Source organism: Arthrobacter sp. SLBN-100 (assembly GCF_006715305.1).
Classification (GTDB): domain Bacteria; phylum Actinomycetota; class Actinomycetes; order Actinomycetales; family Micrococcaceae; genus Arthrobacter.
Map to the genome: position 1 here is coordinate 900,519 of NZ_VFMY01000001.1, position 14,901 is coordinate 915,419.

Below are 14,901 nucleotides of genomic sequence, written 5' to 3' on the forward strand. Positions count from 1 at the left end.
AAACAGCGTGGCCAAGGGAACGAGGTATGGCGGTCCGCACTGGCGGCGGGTGCTGGCTGCGCTCGCCAACAGCGACGCCCGGACCGCATACTCCCAAGTTGTCCTGGGCGCGCGGCTGCCGGAAGTGCTTGCCGGCTTGAAGGATCAGCGGCGCAACCGCGCCATCGCCGCGTTGATTGACTCGGGGCTCCTGGAACAGAATGCTTCCGGTGGGCTGGTGGCCCCTGAAGCGATCTTCCGGGACCTTCTTGCCCAGCAGCCGCGGCGCCAGGCCCGGACCGGACTGGACCGCTACATGCGGCTGGGGAAGATCGAGAGATATCCAGCCAACATGGCCGAACGGCGGGTGCTCCTGGCCCGGATTGCCAGCGAGGCAATCAAACCAGGCGAGCGCCTGACCGAGAGACAGGTCAACGAACGGCTCCTCAGCTATACCGATGATGTTGTCTTGCTGCGCCGCTACCTGGTCGATTTTGGCCTGCTGGAACGTACAGCCTCAGGCTCCTCCTATTCCCGGCCGGAAGAAACACCAGGCTGAGCGCTTGCCCGTTGATCGAGCGCCGATTGTGCGGCTGCCTCTTGACGGTAGCAAAACGTTTTGCATATAGTGATCCAAGCAACATACAAAACGTTTTGCAAAGGAACGCAGTCAATGGCGACAAAGGTGAACATCCGGGACGTAGCGAAAGCCGCGGGCGTCTCAGTGACCACAGTGTCGCATGCCCTGAGCGAAGCGCACAGCTCCCGGGTTAACGCCGGGACCGTTGAGCACATCAAAGCCGTGGCCGGCGACCTCGGCTACGCGCCGAACAGGCTCGCAAGCGGACTGCGCAACCAGCGCTCCCAGATTATCGGCCTGGTCAGCGACGAGATCACCACCACGCCTTTCGCCGGTGCCATGATCCAGGGCGCCCAGGACGCGGCCTCCGAACACGGGCATCTGCTGATAGTGGTCAACTCCGGCCTCGACAACGAACTTGAGCGGCAGGAAATCCGGGCACTGCAGCAGCACCAAGTGGACGGCGTCATCTACGCCCGGATGTACAACCAGCAGGTGTCCGTTCCTGCGGAGCTGCAATCAATGCCCACCATCGTGCTGGACGCCACCACGGACAACCCGGGGCTGTCCTCAGTGGTGCCGGATGAGTTCGGCGCCGGTGAGTCCGCCGCCGAACTCCTTGTCCGGGCAGGCCACCGGCGCATCGCCATGATCAACAATGAGGACGACATCCCCGCCGCGCACGGACGCCTGGAAGGCTTCCGGGCAGGGCTGGCCCGCCACGGCCTGCAGTTGCCCGCGGCTTCCCTGGTTACCAGCAATCCAAGCACGGCCGGCGGACGGGAAGCGGCACTGAAGCTGCTGGCTACCGCAGAACGGCCCACCGCGGTTTTCTGCTTCAACGACCAAATGGCCATGGGCGCTTACCAGGCGGCCGACCATCTCGGCCTGAAGATCCCGGCCGACATTTCGATTGTCGGGGTGGACAACCTCGAGCTCATCGCCGACGGCCTCTGGCCGGGCCTGTCCACGATGGCACTCCCCCACTACGAGATGGGCCGGTGGGCTGTCCTGAAACTCCTTCACGAGCTCGAAAATCCCGACGCGACCAGGGTTCACGAAAAGGTAGCCTGCCCGCTTGTTGAGCGGGATTCCGTCGCGCCACCCAAAGACTGACTAGCAGGGCCGCGGCCGGCAACCGCGACCAATAAAGCCCAAACCACTACGCACGTCCCTTAAAAGAACGGGAACGCAGCCGTTGCAGCGGCCGCGTTCCCAGCAGGACCTTCGTCAATCGCTCCACCATTCCAAGCAGAAAGACTGACCCATGAACACCAAGCTCACCAAGGTCCTGGCGACCAGCATAGCCGCCGTCGCCCTCACCGCCACCCTCGCCGGCTGCGGCAAGGGCAGCGCCTCCTCTTCCACTGAAGGATCCGGCGAGATTGCCCTGTGGACGCATAACGCCGGCAACCCGGAAGAGCTGGGCGCAGTGCAAAAGATCGTTGACTCCTACAACGGCAGCCAGGACAAAGTGAAGGTCAAGGTCCAGGCCTTCCCCCAGGACTCGTACAACGACTCGGTGGTCTCCGCAGCCGCGGCAGGCAACCTCCCCTGCATTGTGGACATTGACGGCCCAAACGTACCCAACTGGGCCTGGGCCGGCTACCTGAAGCCCCTCGAAGTGGGCACCGACCTTTCCAAGCACCTCCCCAGCACGGTGGCTCAATGGGATGGGAAGCCCTACGCCGTGGGGTACTACGACGTAGCCCTCGCCATGATGGCGCGCGCCTCGGACCTGAAAGCCGCGGGGGTCCGGGTTGCCACCATCGAACAGCCCTGGACCAAGGAAGAGTTCCAGGACGCCCTCGCCAAACTGAAGGCCCTCGGCAAGTGGGAGCACCCACTGGACCTGGGCACTGCCGGTACCGGTGAATGGCTTCCGTACGCCTACTCCCCCTTCCTCCAGTCCTTCGGCGGGGACCTGGTCAACAGAGAGGGCTTCCAGAGCGCCGATGGCGAACTGAACGGCGACAAGGCGGTGCAGTGGGCCAACTGGTTCCGCGGCCTGGCGGACCAGGGCTTTATGGCCAAAAAGAGCGGCAAGGATTCCACCCAGGACTTCCTGAACAACAAGAGCGCCATCGTCTACACCGGCTCCTGGGCCGGGGATAAGGCCAAGGCTGCCCTCGGGGACGACCTCGTGGTCATGCCTCCCGTTGACCTCGGCGAGGGTCCAAAAATCGGCGGCGCCTCCTGGCAGTGGGGTGTGACCAGCGGCTGCGGTGACTCCGAGGCAGCCATGGACTACCTCTCCTACTCACTGAAGCCGGAAAACATCGCCGCCGTGGCCAAGGTTACCGGCGCCATTCCCGCCAGCGAAGAGGCAGCCGCGCAGATTCCGGCCTTCGCCGAAGGCGGCGCCAACCGGATCTTTATGGACTTCTCCCGCAAGTACGCCGTGATGCGGCCGGAAACCCCTGCCTACCCGTTCATCGCCACTGAGTACGGCAAGGCCGTGCAGGACATCCTCAACGGGGCCGACGCCAAGTCCACGCTGGATAACGCCGTGAAGGCGATCGACGCCAACATCAAGTCCAACGGCGGCTACAAAAACTAGCCGGCGCCGCCGGAGGGCCGCCGCAAGCAACCGCGTGACGGCCCGCCGGCAGCCCGATCTACGAAAGACTCCTCATGGCAACTGTTCCCCTTCCCACCCGCCCACATCCTGCCACCGCGGAAGCCGCCCCGCCGCCGTCGAACGCGAAAGACAAGGCCCGCAGGGCACACCGCCGGCCCGGCTTCCGCCGCGAGCAGTTCAGCGGCTGGGGCATGATGGCCCCGGCGGCGCTGCTGCTGCTGGCCTTCATCTTCATCCCGGCCATCCTCGGCTTCGGCCTGGCCTTCACCAACGCGCGGCTCATCTCGCCGCGTCCGGTCGAATTCGTAGGCGTGGAGAACTTCGCCCGGCTCTTCTCGGACCCCACGTTCTACCGTGCCCTGCTCAACGTCGCCTACTTCACCGTGGTCATCGTCCCGGTCCAGTCCGGCCTTGCCCTGGTGATGGCGCTGCTGATCAACAAGAAGTTCCGTGGCGTGAACTTCTTCCGCACGGTCTACTTCCTGCCCGTGGTGACCTCCATGGTGGTGGTCTCGCTGTTGTGGCTGTTTATGTACCGCAAGGACGGCCTGATCAACGAGATCCTGTCCGCCGTCAGCTTCGGCCTGATCGACGGCCCGGACTGGCTCGGTGACCCCAATACGGCGATGCCGGCCATCATCATCCTGTCCATCTGGCAGGCGGCCGGTTTCCACATGATCATCTGGCTTGCCGGGCTGCAGGGCATCTCGGGGGAACTGTATGAGGCATCCCAACTGGACGGCACCAGCCGGTGGCAGCAATTCCGCTATGTCACCTGGCCGGGCCTCTTCCACGCCCGGAGCCTGGTCCTCGTCACCATCACCATCCAGGCCCTTGGCCTCTTCGACCAGATCAGCGTGATGACCCAGGGCGGGCCCATGGACTCGACCACCACCATCATTTACGAGGCGGTCCAGTCCGGCTACCGGCAGCAGGAAACCTCCTACGCCTCCGCCATCTCACTGGTGTTCTTCGTCCTCGTGCTGATCGTCTCCGCGGTGCAGCGCTACCTCACGCGGGAGAAAGACTGACATGAAAAACCAACTGCTCCTGAAAACCGCCGGCACCATGCTGGTGCGCATCCTCTTCGCCGTCGTCGCCGCGTTCCCCATCGTCTTTATGCTGGTGTCCTCGCTGAAGCCGGACCAGCAGATCTTCGGCGACATGTCCTCCCTGGCCGCTTTCCTGCCGGTAGGCAACATCTCCTTCGACAACTACACGGCCGTTTTCGACCGCGTCCCCGCTGCGCGCTTCCTACTCAACTCGGTGGGCGTCTCCGCCGTCACCGTCGTCCTGGGCATCTTCGTCAACAGCCTCTGCGCCTTCGCCCTGTCCCGGATGCAGATCCGCGGCAAAAAGATTGTGTTCACCGCGATCCTGGCCACGCTGATTGTGCCTTTCCAGACCCTCGCCCTCCCCCTGGTGTGGTGGGTCAACCAGCTCCCCTACTTCGAACTGAACGGTTTCAGCCTTGAGTTCTCCAAGGGCTGGCTGGACACCTACCAGGTCCAGATCATTCCGTTCATCGCCAATGCCTTCTCCATCTACCTGTTCCACCAGTACTTCGAGTCCATCCCCAAGGAACTGGATGAGGCAGCACGCATCGACGGAGCCGGCTGGTTCAAGATCTACCGCCGGGTGGTCATGCCGCTCTCCGGCCCTGCCACCGCCACCGTGGCGATCCTGACCTTCCTGCCCGCCTGGAACTCCTACCTCTGGCCGCTCATGGTGGTCCAGTCCGAGGAGCTGCGGCCTGTGATGATCGGCATCCAGTACTTCTTCCAACTGAACGTCTCCTGGGGCGAGGTGATGGCCTACGCGTCCCTGATCACCGTGCCCGTGGTGGTGCTCTTCATCGCCTTCCAGCGTTCTTTCGTCAACAGCATCGCCTCCAGCGGCGTGAAGGGCTAACCACACATGAATTCGATTTCGACGGCGGCTGCCGCGCCCGCCGCGGTCGCGGCACCGGCTGCCTTGACCATTCCCGTAACGGACCGCTTCCGCCCTGAATGGCACTACACGGCCGAACGCAACTGGCTCAACGACCCCAATGGCCTGGTGTACCTCAACGGCACCTACCACCTCTTCTACCAGCACAACCCCTTCGGAACGGACTGGGGCAACATGTCCTGGGGCCACGCCACCTCCCGGGACCTGCTCCATTGGGAGGAACAGCCGGTGGCCATCGCCTGCGACGAACACGAAGCCATCTTCTCGGGCTCGGCCGTATACGACGAGCACAACACCAGCGGCTTCGGCACTGCGGACACTTCCCCGCTGGTGGCCATCTACACCAGCGCCTACAGTGACGCCTCGCCGCTGGCCGGCCGGCAGGCGCAGTCGCTCGCCTACAGCCTCGACGAGGGCCTGACCTGGACGAAGCACCAGGGCAATCCCGTCCTGGACCGCGCGTCCGCGGACTTTCGCGACCCTAAAGTGTTTTGGTACGACGGCGCCGCCGGCAGTTACTGGGTGATGGCCGCCGTCGAGGCAGTGCAGCGCCAGGTAGTGCTGTACAAGTCCGCCGACCTGAAAGCCTGGGAGCACCTGAGCACCTTCGGGCCCGCCAACGCCACCGGCGGAGTGTGGGAATGTCCCGATCTGTTCGAGCTGTCCGTGGACGGCGATCCGGAGGACCGGAAGTGGGTCCTGATCGTGAACATCAATCCCGGAGGCGTCGCCGGCGGCTCAGCCGGGCAGTACTTCCTGGGAGCGTTCGACGGCGTGGAGTTCCGGTCCGAGTCGACTGTTACCGAGGGCCTCCAAAGGGATGACCTGCGGATGCGGGACTACCGCTGGCTGGACTGGGGCCGCGACTACTATGCCGCCGTTTCGTTCAGCAACGTGCCGGACGGCCGCCGGATCATGATCGGCTGGATGAACAACTGGGACTATGCCGGTTCCACTCCCACCGCGGGCTGGCGGAGTGCCATGTCGTTGCCCCGGGAAGTCTCCCTGGGCCGGGTGGACGGGCAGGTGGTGCTTCGGCAGGAGGCTGTCGACCCGTTTTCGGGACCCGCCTCCCCGAGCTTCCAGCTCGGACCGCAGCCGTTAGCGCACGGCACACTGGAACTCCCTGTCACGGCAGCAGTGGCGCGGGTCGATGTCGAGTTCGAGCCGGGTACGGCAGCCAGCGTCGGGCTGGTGCTTAAGGCCGACGGCGCCGAACGGACGCTCCTCACCTACGATGCCGCGGAGGGCACGCTTCGCCTGGACCGTCGGGAGTCGGGGAACGTGGGTTTCCACGAGACCTTCCCCTCTGTTGAAACCGTGGCAGTGCCGCTGAGGGAAGGACGCCTCCGGCTCCGGCTCTACCTTGACCGCTGCTCCGTGGAAGTCTTCGCCCAAGACGGCCTCGCCACCATCACGGACCTTGTGTTCCCCGCTGAGGCGAGCACGGCGCTGGCGGTCTTTGCTGAAGGTGACGGCGCGCACCTCGCGGCGCTCGCCGTCGTCGGCTGAGAAAGTCGCGCGGGCCCGGGCAGGTATTCACCCCCCTATGCGGGGTACCTAAGTAGTCGGCACACCCGGAAACGGGTAGGGCTGTCCGTCCGGACCCGCACCTACACTTGAGCATGGATACGATCCCGGCAGTGTTGCTGATTTTCGGTGCGGCTTTCGCCTGGCTGGGATTGACGGTATTCGTACTCCTCCGGCTGCGGCGCCGCAGGCATGGTTCGTCGCTGGTAGCTTCGGCGGCCCCTCCTGATTCGCTGAACGGCCGCCACGGCCACAGGCCCTGGCGCCGCACCCGCCGGGCCACGGACCGGACGTCCTCAGACGGGCGCAGACTAAGCGCCTGGAGGGTCCGCGGGTGAAGGCTTCCTCACATCCCGCCGCCGGGGTTATCCTCAAAATGCGTATCCAGTTGCGGGGGCATCCGGGCGGGGGGCTAGGCGCACCCGCGGTGTGACTGCCGCGGGCCAGTTTCATAATTTGCATTTACACCGGGGAAACCCGGCGGATTTCAAAGGAAACGAGCATGGGCCGCCGACACGCAGCATCCGACGTGAGCTATCCGCGCTGGATCTGGGTGGCCGCGGCGGCCACCGTGGCACTTCTTATTGTTGGCGGCGGGTTCCTGCTGCGAGCGGTGATCTTCCCCGGGGAATCAGGCGAGGGCGGGACTTCAGCGGGGGGTGGCGGCACACCTTCAGCAGCCGAACCTTTGGCGCAGGACTCTCCTGCCGCCGTCGCCGGGGCCGCTCCCTGCATCCCCTTGAACATCCTCACCTCGCTGGAAAACGCCGAGATGGTCCGGGCCCTGACGGCCGGGTACACGGCGAGAGCCCGCAGCGTGGACGGCAAATGCGTGACACCAATTGTGACCCAGGAAAAATCGGGAGTCGCTGTCCGCAAGGTTGCTGCGCGATTCCCCGATGTTCCGGCAGGCGACAGGCCCTCCATCTGGCTGCCGGACTCCTCCGCGTGGTTACGAATCGCCAGGGAAGGCGCCGGCGGCCCTGTCCCGCAGGAAGAAATCAGCCTCGCCCGCAGCGCGATCGTCGTGGCGATGCCGGAGACGATGACCCACGCTCTCGGCTGGGACAACAATCCGCCGTCGTGGTCCGAGGTCTTCAAGATGGCCGGGGAGCAGGACGTCTGGGAGCGTCTCGGCCATGGCGACTGGGGGAAATTCAAGTTCGGCAAGGCCAGTCCGCTCGTCTCGACGTCGGGCTTGCTGGCCCTTGCTGCTTCCTACGGTGCCGCCGGCGGCAGCCCGGCCGGTCTGGACGACATGGACCTGGCTGCACCGTCCCTGGTGGAGAAAGTGCGCGCCGTGGAACTGGGCACCAGCCATTACATGGCCACCCCCGAGCATTTCCTCTGGCATGCCAGGGAGGCTGACAACGCGGGGAACGTCTCGGAATTCCTCTCCGCCGTGATCGTGGATGAAAAATCTGTTTGGGACTACAACCGCGGGGTGGTCAGCGAGGACGGAAAAACGAAGAAATCCGGTCCCGCGCCCAAGGAGCCCCTCAACGCCATCTACCCCCACGACGGCGTGCATGTGGCGGACAACCCGGCAGTAATCCTTGACGGGGACTGGGTGGCGAGCCAACAGCGCCTGGCGGCCCGGGATTTTCTCGCGTTCGCAGTGACGGAACAGGGCCAACACGTGGTCCAGGCATCGGGGTACCGTTCCGTCCAGGGCAAGCTGGATGCTGGGGTGGCGGAAACCGGACGGTACGCTGAGACGCTCCAGCCGCTGCCACTGCCCAAGGTGGAGGCACTTGTTGCCATGCAGGACAGCTTCCCCGAGGTCCGCAAGCGGGCCAGGGCCTTGTTCCTGCTGGATGTCTCGGAGTCCATGGTGCAGGAACCCGGGGTGACCAAGCTGCAACGGGCTAAGGATGCAGTAGTCAAGGCACTGGACCATTTCACGGGTGACGATGAGATTGGGCTGGCCGCTTTCTCCCACGTGGGCGACGGCCCCCTGCAGCCGGGCATTGTGAGCGCGGTAGCCCCGTTCAAGACCAATAAAGAGGACCTCATCGCCAAACTCAACGAGCTCCAGGCCGTGGAGGCCACGCCCCTGTTCGAGGCGGTCAGCCGCTTCGCGGGCGATCAAGCCAAGGACTACAAAGACACCTTCATTAACACCATCGTGCTTTTGAGCGACGGCAAAAACGATACCCGCCACCCGGGAGACCTGGGCGGGCTCTCCGAGCAGTTGAGCCATCAGAACCACTCGACCCCGGTGCTCGTCTTCACGCTCGCTTACGGGCCCGACGCCGACGTCCCCACTCTGCTGGAAATCGCCAGGGCCAGCGGGGCGCACTACTACGACGCCACCGATCCGAACAGGCTCGAAGAGGTGCTCGGCGAACTGGTGACGAGTTTCTAGGCAGGACCCAGGTTTCCGACGGCCGCGGTCTTCGGCGCCTCCGTTTCATCGGCAATCTTGGTCAATAGTTCTGCCATGGTCTTTTCGGCTTCCGGGGCATGATCAGGGGCAGCTAAAACGCGTTCCACCAACGGCGGTTCGGCGGTGGCCGCCGCCAGCAGGACGGATAGCTGCACGGCGGCGATCGCACTGCCGGAAAACTTGTTGCTGGAACGGCGCTACTGATTCCAACGGCGCCGTCCCAGCTACGAGGCTCCGTGGGGTTCCGGCCAGGACACCTCGGAGGGCGGCCGGTTGGTCCGACCGCCCCGTGGGACGTTCCTACCTGGGTTGGAGTACGTTCCAAAGGATCAGGTCGTGGGCATGCCTGGCCTTGTCATCACCACGGAAATCGGCTTCCTTGATGCTGCCGCCCGTGTCTATGCCAATGCTCGATGAAGACGCAAATCGCCCGAGCATCGACTTGTTGGACAGCATCGAGACGGATCGGATGTTCTTGTACGGCACCGACGTGACGGCAAGTTTGTTGCCCACGAAGCTCTTGTCCTGCAAGATGACGCGCATGTTGGTAATGCCAACGAAGCCGGTGCCCACACCGATGCAGTCGTAGACCGCGTAGACGGTTTCGCCCTGCAGCAGCCCCGCCCGGATCTGTTCCAACTGTTCCGGCCTGTCATGAATGATGTCAGTCAATGCTCTTGCTCCCCATGTTTGTTGTTGCAGTTGTCACCAGCGAAACTAGTCTCGAAGCGGAATTCCCTTGGCGTCCTGACGGAAGTAATTGACGCCGGCGATGATCATGATGCCTTCGATGACGCCCCAGAGGCCCACCAGCCCGAAGGTGAAGATACCCAGGAACACCGTTAGGACAAGCTGGATGACGCCAATGGCGGTGTACCCCAGGTAGAAGCGGTGGATTCCCAGCCCGCCAAGGAAGATGCCCAGAAGTCCGGCAGCGATCTTGGATTTGGGCTGAGGGTAGCCGTAGGCAGCATTGGGCATCGGAGGCTGCTGCGACATGTGGGGGTACTGACCGTACGGCTGAGGCGGGGTCCCGTACGGCTGCGGCGGAGCCTGATGCACGGGTGCCACGGGCTGGTAGTCCGGATACTGCTGCTGCGGGTACTGCATGGGTGCCTGCTGCTGGGGCGGCTGGAATGACCGGGCTGGCGCTGCGGGGGCGGGCGCTGCTGTTGGAGGATCCGACACCGGCCCGCCCGCCTCCGATGCCGGCTGCTGCGTTTGCCCGGGCAGCCCCTCTTCCGCAGGTGATGGAGAGTGGTTGAATGGGGGTTGAGTCATTATGTGCCTTTCGAATGGTGACGATGGAGCCCAGGGCTTCAGGGCAGCAACTCCATCGAAAGACGGCTTTCCCCCAAGAAATCCATGTGCCGTAGTTATTCTGACCCATAGGCCTGACAATTGCGGTGTTATTTCGGAAGTCTTTCAATTCCGATCACGGCAGCCCGCTGTCCCCCGGGTCTCCCTGCACGCTTCACCGGATCCTTGGGCCACCGGCCCTTTCGTCCCCGGGCAGGCACTGGCCGGAGCCAACTGTGGCTGGGCATCGCCCAAGCGACCGCCGTCGTCGCCTGCTTGGGTGAGTTGGAACAAAGGCCGGACGAGTAAGGCCGGGGCGTCTCAGCTGTTGGCGCCCTTTCCGGCGCCTATGCTGGTCGAGTGACTCCTGCCCCCTCCCCCAGCACGCTTGACGTAATAGTCCACTCGGGGCCGGCCGAGTGGTGGGTGATCCTTGCCGGGCTGGGACCATTGGCCGTTCTCACCGCGGCACTGCTGGCCTTCTACATCAACTGGCGCACGCTTAAGCAGCGCACCGCGGCCGACAAAACTGCGCTGGACCAGAAAAGGGAAGCGGATGCCCAGGCCCTGAGGCAGAAAACTGCAGCGGACAGCCGGGCGGAATGGTGGCGGCGGACCCAATGGGCGCTGGACCGGGCATTGGACGGCGACGAAGGAACGAAGGCCTTGGGACTAGCAACACTTGAAGTTCTCGCCCGCAGCGAGCTTGCGCGGGATGAGGAGCTCGAGTTATTCGACATCGCCTGGAAAAGCGTCTCGGGTGATGAGAACGGGGACGACCTTGCGAACGTAGGCGACTCTGACCAGGAAGGGCCGTTCGTGGACGCCGTTGACAACTTGAGCGAGAATGGAACGACGGATAAAGACAAGGCCAAGGAGGTTGGACCATGAGCGCAGCGTCGTCTGAACATCGGTTTGTTCATACTCCCCGGAACACACCTGCCAAGCCGGTCAAGAAGAATGCCACCCCAGCCGAGCACCGGGTTCAAGTGGCGGCCGCCAGACTGCGAGTGACGCTGGACGAGCGCCTCGGCCGCGAAACACCGGCCAAGACGAAGGCGCTGGCGAAGGAACCAATCTAGGGTATCGAAGCCGGTAGCGTTGTTCCGGCGCGGAGACCGAGGGCCATGTCCGACGTCAGCCCAAGAACCTCCACAAGGACGTCCTCTTCACGCTGGATGTCAGTGACGTTTGCGGATCGGGCGGACTTTTCAACGCGGCCTGCCGGGAACCCGTTAATGGCCACAGCCCAGGACTCGGCAGCTGGGTCGTCCGACTCCCACGTCACCCTTATCTCGCTGACTCCCTCGACCGTGGACAGCACCTCGACCTGAACATTCCGTGGCGGCGCCAGCGGCTGATGCGCCCAGATCGTGCTGACGTGAACCGGAGTCTTGAGGACATTGGTGCTTCCGACCATATTCGAGACCCGCAGGATCATCTCTCCCTCGAACTCGTTCACATAAGTGTGCTTGAGGACCGGCCCGTTGGTCGACATATCGTAGGTACCGTTGCCGTCCAGGTCCCACTCGTACTTGTCCACCGCGCCAATGGATGACGAAGCATCAAAGGTGATCTCCATGCCTGGGCGCGCGAAATAGCCGTTGATCGGCAGCCTTGCCTCAACACCGTTGTTCTTGCCCAGCGGGATGATGGTGACCTGCATGGGAGAACCGGTGTCCTGGCCGGAAGGTGTGCGGCTGGGCTGGCTGGCAGTCGCTGACGGGGAAGGAATCTCCGTACTTACGGGAGCGGACAGAACGCCCTGCCCTTGCGCGCATCCGGTAGCCAGAACGAGCACCAAGCCTGCGGCAGACAATCCAGCGGCGCTTCTTTTCATGATCTCCCCCGTCGATCTTTGCGTCACGAAAAGCATGCACAGACAAACGAGGTTTCCGATACAGGGGCAGACACAAGATTGCGGAAAGACGTTTTGCGGCCTTAGACCCGGGCTACCGGCGAACGGGATAATGCGAGTGCCCATCCGCCCGCAACTCCAATAGCAAGTAGTACGGTTACGAAGCCGATCGCCGGTGCGCCCGGCCATGCCAGGGCGCTGCCATAGCGCAGCAGGGCAAGCGCCTGCAGAATGACGAAGGCAACGGAGGTCAGGGCCACGGGGCGGACGGTGCGGAGGTCGCGGCTGAACTGACCCTGTGCGGCCGCCCACCCGAGACCGACCAGCCACGCTCCGATGGCCCTCGCGGTCAGTTCGGACAGTGTCCACGGCCACCACGCCGCGGCGAGCGTGGGTACTGCCAGGAGCGCCACGCCGTAGAACAGCAATACGCCGGCGATTCCTGCCAGGAGCAGCCGGAGCGCAGGGGGCAGCACTGGCCGTCCCGCCGTCACGGACTCTGGCGCGGGAGTCAGCGACCGGACCTGCATCCTGCTGATGACGAGCATCGCCACGGGCACCAAGGCATAGATTGCCAGCCACGCCCAGGTGGCTGTCTGGGCAGTGGGGGCAGCGTTTGAAGACAGGTGGAAGCGATCGATATGAAGCAGGGTGACTCCGAGGGTCAATGTCGTGAAGATGCACACGGGCCAGACTGCCAGCCTCGCTGAATCCCAACTCGCCGAGCGGGCACCCGTCACCTCCAGGCCGGCACTTGACCAGTATGCCGCCCCAAGGAAGACCGCGGTCATGGGCGGATTGACTGTCCACGCGAAGAATTCATCAGTCCGGAGCGGAAACACGAACAGCACGAGCCCGGCCAGAAACACGAGGAATGCAGCGACGTAGAGCAGCCACCGCATCGGCGCAATCAAGGGCGTGGCCCCAGTTGAAGCGGACATCACCCGGGCAGCTCCTCGGGTACGGCTGCCTCAGCTGGGGTATGGGGTGAAACAGTCAGGGGGTTCTCGGCCAGGTAGGTGTGCAGCATCGAGACCACGGTGGCGCCGTCCCCCACTGCGGTAGCCACTCTTTTGATCGAACCCGCCCGCACGTCGCCGATCGCGAAAATGCCGGGCATGCTGGTTTCCAGCGCCAATGGCCGCGTGTCCGGCCTGACGGACCCGGCGGCGCTGACATCGCGGCTGGAGCCCGTGCGCAGAAAACCGGCCGGGTCACGCTCTACGGTGTCGGGCAGCCAGGAGGTCCGCGGCACCGAACCGATCAGCACGAATAAGCCGCCCGCTTCGATCTCCTCGCTCGGGACTGCACCCTCGGCACCGGATGCGGCGACCTTGACGGCGGCAAGGAAGCCGTCCTGATCGCGTGCCCCCACGAGCATGGTGCGATAGCGGATCGCGACGTTCCGGGTGGCTTCCAGTTGGGAGATGAGGTACTCCGACATGCTGGCCGACAGGGTGGATCCGCGCACCAGCAGCGTCACCTTCTTCGCGTACTTCGCAAGGTGCAGAACCGCCTGTCCGGCCGAGTTGCCGCCACCCACGACGCAGACGTGCTTTCCGGCCATCGACGGCGCCTCGGAGACTGTTGCCCCGTAGAAGACGCCTCTGCCCACCAGATGCTCGAGCTGGGGTATGCCGAGGCGACGGTAGTCCACGCCGGTGGCCACCACGACTGTGCGGCACCGCACCACACTGCCGTCGGAAATCGACACAGCGTACAGCGCTCCGTCCACGCGGAGCCCCTGCACCTTCCGCAGGAACAAGAAGTCTGTCCCCAAAGTCCAGGCCTGGTGGAATGACCGGTAGGCCAGGTGGGCGCCGCTCACACCGCGGGGGAAGCCAGGGTAGTTGCGGATCAAGGAGCTGGTGCCCGCCTGGCCTCCCACAGCCTCTCCCTCCACCACCATGGTGGAAAGGCCCTCGGAGGAGGCGTAAACGGCGGTTGCGAGACCGGAGGGACCCGCTCCCACGACCACCACGTCGAAGATCTTGTCCGCCGGTGGCGGTCGCGTCACCCCCATCGCTTCGGCGATCTCCAGGTCACTGGGGTTCTCGAGGACAATGGGCGGAGCAGTGAACTCCAGCACCAGGACCGGCAGCACGGGGTCGCGCAGGTTTATGCTCTCCAGGGTCCGTTCCGCTGTCTCGGACCCGGCAGGGTGGAATCCTACAGGGATGTGGTTTCGGCTCAGGGAGTCGCGCAACGTGTGCGTCCTTTCGTCGCCGACCTCCCCGATGAGCCGGACCGCCTCGAACCCGACCCCCTGGGCCAGGTGCCAGTCGTCGAGGGCGTCGGTAATCGCCCCATGGAATTCTTCGTCGCGCAACCGTTCGGGACGTATGATCACCAATTCGGCATACCCCTGCCCGATCGCCCGGAAGACAGTGGGGGCGCTGGCGAAGTCACCCCATGTCACCACAACTCCACGCTTGGCGGCCGGGTGAAAGCCATAGGCACGCCGCAGGAAGTCGAGCCCACCGCGGTCATCCGGTCCGTAGCACCCGAGTATAAGGGCGACTTGGCGATTCCAGCGCCGCAGCCCCTCAAGCACCGCCCGCCCGTGGGCATGGTCGGCGCAGGTCACCACCTCGTAGTCGGCACCGTACCGCCGGCGTAACTCTTCGCCCAGAACTCGCCGGGAGGTCGGGTCGGTGGTGGCAATCAGCAAGATCGGAACCGAGTCATCCATGGCTGCCGTCTTTCCGGGACAATCGTTCGGTGGCGCTCACGAT

The 14,901-nt window shown here is 64.2% G+C and carries 15 protein-coding genes; 9 read left to right on the plus strand and 6 right to left on the minus strand.

Annotation, left to right across the window (positions count from 1 at the left end):
* Window positions 1-7: 7 nt before the first annotated feature.
* The 7 genes from FBY31_RS04200 (at window position 8) to FBY31_RS04230 (ending at window position 8,988) form a co-directional block, all read left to right on the plus strand.
* A complete protein-coding gene (locus FBY31_RS04200; RefSeq protein WP_142037291.1) occupies window positions 8-538 on the plus strand; it encodes a DUF2087 domain-containing protein in 531 nt (176 codons plus the stop codon).
* Window positions 539-652: 114 nt separating this feature from the next.
* Complete coding sequence (locus tag FBY31_RS04205; RefSeq protein ID WP_142037294.1) at window positions 653-1,675, plus strand: LacI family DNA-binding transcriptional regulator; 1,023 nt, start codon at window positions 653-655, stop codon at window positions 1,673-1,675.
* A gap of 151 nt (window positions 1,676-1,826) precedes the next feature.
* Window positions 1,827-3,119: an extracellular solute-binding protein gene (locus FBY31_RS04210; protein WP_142037297.1), complete on the plus strand. Its 1,293-nt coding sequence runs from the start codon at window positions 1,827-1,829 to the stop codon at window positions 3,117-3,119.
* Window positions 3,120-3,193: 74 nt separating this feature from the next.
* A complete protein-coding gene (locus FBY31_RS04215) occupies window positions 3,194-4,171 on the plus strand; it encodes a carbohydrate ABC transporter permease (RefSeq protein WP_142037300.1) in 978 nt (325 codons plus the stop codon).
* Between the two features lies 1 nt (window position 4,172).
* Window positions 4,173-5,051: a carbohydrate ABC transporter permease gene (locus tag FBY31_RS04220; RefSeq protein ID WP_142037303.1), complete on the plus strand. Its 879-nt coding sequence runs from the start codon at window positions 4,173-4,175 to the stop codon at window positions 5,049-5,051.
* 6 nt (window positions 5,052-5,057) lie between these two features.
* The gene (locus FBY31_RS04225) at window positions 5,058-6,602 is read left to right on the plus strand and encodes a glycoside hydrolase family 32 protein (protein ID WP_142037305.1); all 1,545 of its coding nucleotides are present in this window, start codon (window positions 5,058-5,060) and stop codon (window positions 6,600-6,602) included.
* 520 nt (window positions 6,603-7,122) lie between these two features.
* Complete coding sequence (locus FBY31_RS04230; protein WP_142037308.1) at window positions 7,123-8,988, plus strand: vWA domain-containing protein; 1,866 nt, start codon at window positions 7,123-7,125, stop codon at window positions 8,986-8,988.
* On the opposite strand, the gene FBY31_RS04235 is transcribed toward FBY31_RS04230, so the two are convergent.
* The 3 genes from FBY31_RS04235 to FBY31_RS23235 all read right to left on the minus strand — a co-directional run bounded on the left by FBY31_RS04235 (window position 8,985) and on the right by FBY31_RS23235 (window position 10,290).
* Complete coding sequence (locus FBY31_RS04235; RefSeq protein ID WP_142037311.1) at window positions 8,985-9,164, minus strand: hypothetical protein; 180 nt, start codon at window positions 9,162-9,164, stop codon at window positions 8,985-8,987. The two genes, FBY31_RS04230 and FBY31_RS04235, sit on opposite strands and share 4 nt — an antisense overlap.
* Before the next feature lie 145 nt (window positions 9,165-9,309).
* Window positions 9,310-9,681, minus strand: coding sequence for a PH domain-containing protein (locus FBY31_RS04240; RefSeq protein WP_142037314.1), 372 nt, complete (start codon window positions 9,679-9,681; stop codon window positions 9,310-9,312).
* Window positions 9,682-9,726: 45 nt separating this feature from the next.
* Window positions 9,727-10,290, minus strand: coding sequence for a TM2 domain-containing protein (locus tag FBY31_RS23235; RefSeq protein ID WP_142037316.1), 564 nt, complete (start codon window positions 10,288-10,290; stop codon window positions 9,727-9,729).
* Window positions 10,291-10,668: 378 nt separating this feature from the next.
* Here FBY31_RS23235 and FBY31_RS04250 point away from each other — a divergent pair, with 378 nt between their 5' ends.
* Window positions 10,669-11,199 (plus strand): hypothetical protein, encoded by a 531-nt coding sequence (locus FBY31_RS04250; RefSeq protein ID WP_142037319.1) that lies wholly within the window; start codon window positions 10,669-10,671, stop codon window positions 11,197-11,199.
* Window positions 11,196-11,390, plus strand: coding sequence for a hypothetical protein (locus FBY31_RS04255; RefSeq protein WP_142037321.1), 195 nt, complete (start codon window positions 11,196-11,198; stop codon window positions 11,388-11,390). The genes FBY31_RS04250 and FBY31_RS04255 overlap by 4 nt, the downstream gene beginning before the upstream one ends.
* Here FBY31_RS04255 and FBY31_RS04260 read toward each other — a convergent pair.
* From FBY31_RS04260 to FBY31_RS04270, 3 genes are all read right to left on the minus strand, one after another.
* Window positions 11,387-11,974: a PKD domain-containing protein gene (locus FBY31_RS04260; protein WP_142037324.1), complete on the minus strand. Its 588-nt coding sequence runs from the start codon at window positions 11,972-11,974 to the stop codon at window positions 11,387-11,389. The two genes, FBY31_RS04255 and FBY31_RS04260, sit on opposite strands and share 4 nt — an antisense overlap.
* Window positions 11,975-12,249: 275 nt before the next feature.
* Window positions 12,250-13,107 (minus strand): hypothetical protein, encoded by an 858-nt coding sequence (locus FBY31_RS04265; RefSeq protein WP_142037327.1) that lies wholly within the window; start codon window positions 13,105-13,107, stop codon window positions 12,250-12,252.
* Complete coding sequence (locus FBY31_RS04270) at window positions 13,107-14,858, minus strand: FAD-dependent oxidoreductase (protein ID WP_142037330.1); 1,752 nt, start codon at window positions 14,856-14,858, stop codon at window positions 13,107-13,109. Before FBY31_RS04270 ends, FBY31_RS04265 begins: the two co-directional genes overlap by 1 nt.
* Between the last annotated feature and the right edge of the window lie 43 nt (window positions 14,859-14,901).

What these genes read in the sequence shown, in the direction of transcription:
- FBY31_RS04205 (WP_142037294.1), top strand. Translation starts at nt 653, where the DNA reads ATGGCGACAAAGGTGAACATCCGGGACGTAGCGAAAGCCGCGGGCGTC.
- FBY31_RS04210 (WP_142037297.1), top strand. Translation starts at nt 1,827, where the DNA reads ATGAACACCAAGCTCACCAAGGTCCTGGCGACCAGCATAGCCGCCGTC.
- FBY31_RS04215 (WP_142037300.1), top strand. Translation starts at nt 3,194, where the DNA reads ATGGCAACTGTTCCCCTTCCCACCCGCCCACATCCTGCCACCGCGGAA.
- FBY31_RS04220 (WP_142037303.1), top strand. Translation starts at nt 4,173, where the DNA reads ATGAAAAACCAACTGCTCCTGAAAACCGCCGGCACCATGCTGGTGCGC.
- FBY31_RS04225 (WP_142037305.1), top strand. Translation starts at nt 5,058, where the DNA reads ATGAATTCGATTTCGACGGCGGCTGCCGCGCCCGCCGCGGTCGCGGCA.
- FBY31_RS04230 (WP_142037308.1), top strand. Translation starts at nt 7,123, where the DNA reads ATGGGCCGCCGACACGCAGCATCCGACGTGAGCTATCCGCGCTGGATC.
- FBY31_RS23235 (WP_142037316.1), bottom strand. Translation starts at nt 10,290, where the DNA reads ATGACTCAACCCCCATTCAACCACTCTCCATCACCTGCGGAAGAGGGG.
- FBY31_RS04255 (WP_142037321.1), top strand. Translation starts at nt 11,196, where the DNA reads ATGAGCGCAGCGTCGTCTGAACATCGGTTTGTTCATACTCCCCGGAAC.
- FBY31_RS04260 (WP_142037324.1), bottom strand. Translation starts at nt 11,974, where the DNA reads ATGCAGGTCACCATCATCCCGCTGGGCAAGAACAACGGTGTTGAGGCA.
- FBY31_RS04265 (WP_142037327.1), bottom strand. Translation starts at nt 13,107, where the DNA reads ATGTCCGCTTCAACTGGGGCCACGCCCTTGATTGCGCCGATGCGGTGG.
- FBY31_RS04270 (WP_142037330.1), bottom strand. Translation starts at nt 14,858, where the DNA reads ATGGATGACTCGGTTCCGATCTTGCTGATTGCCACCACCGACCCGACC.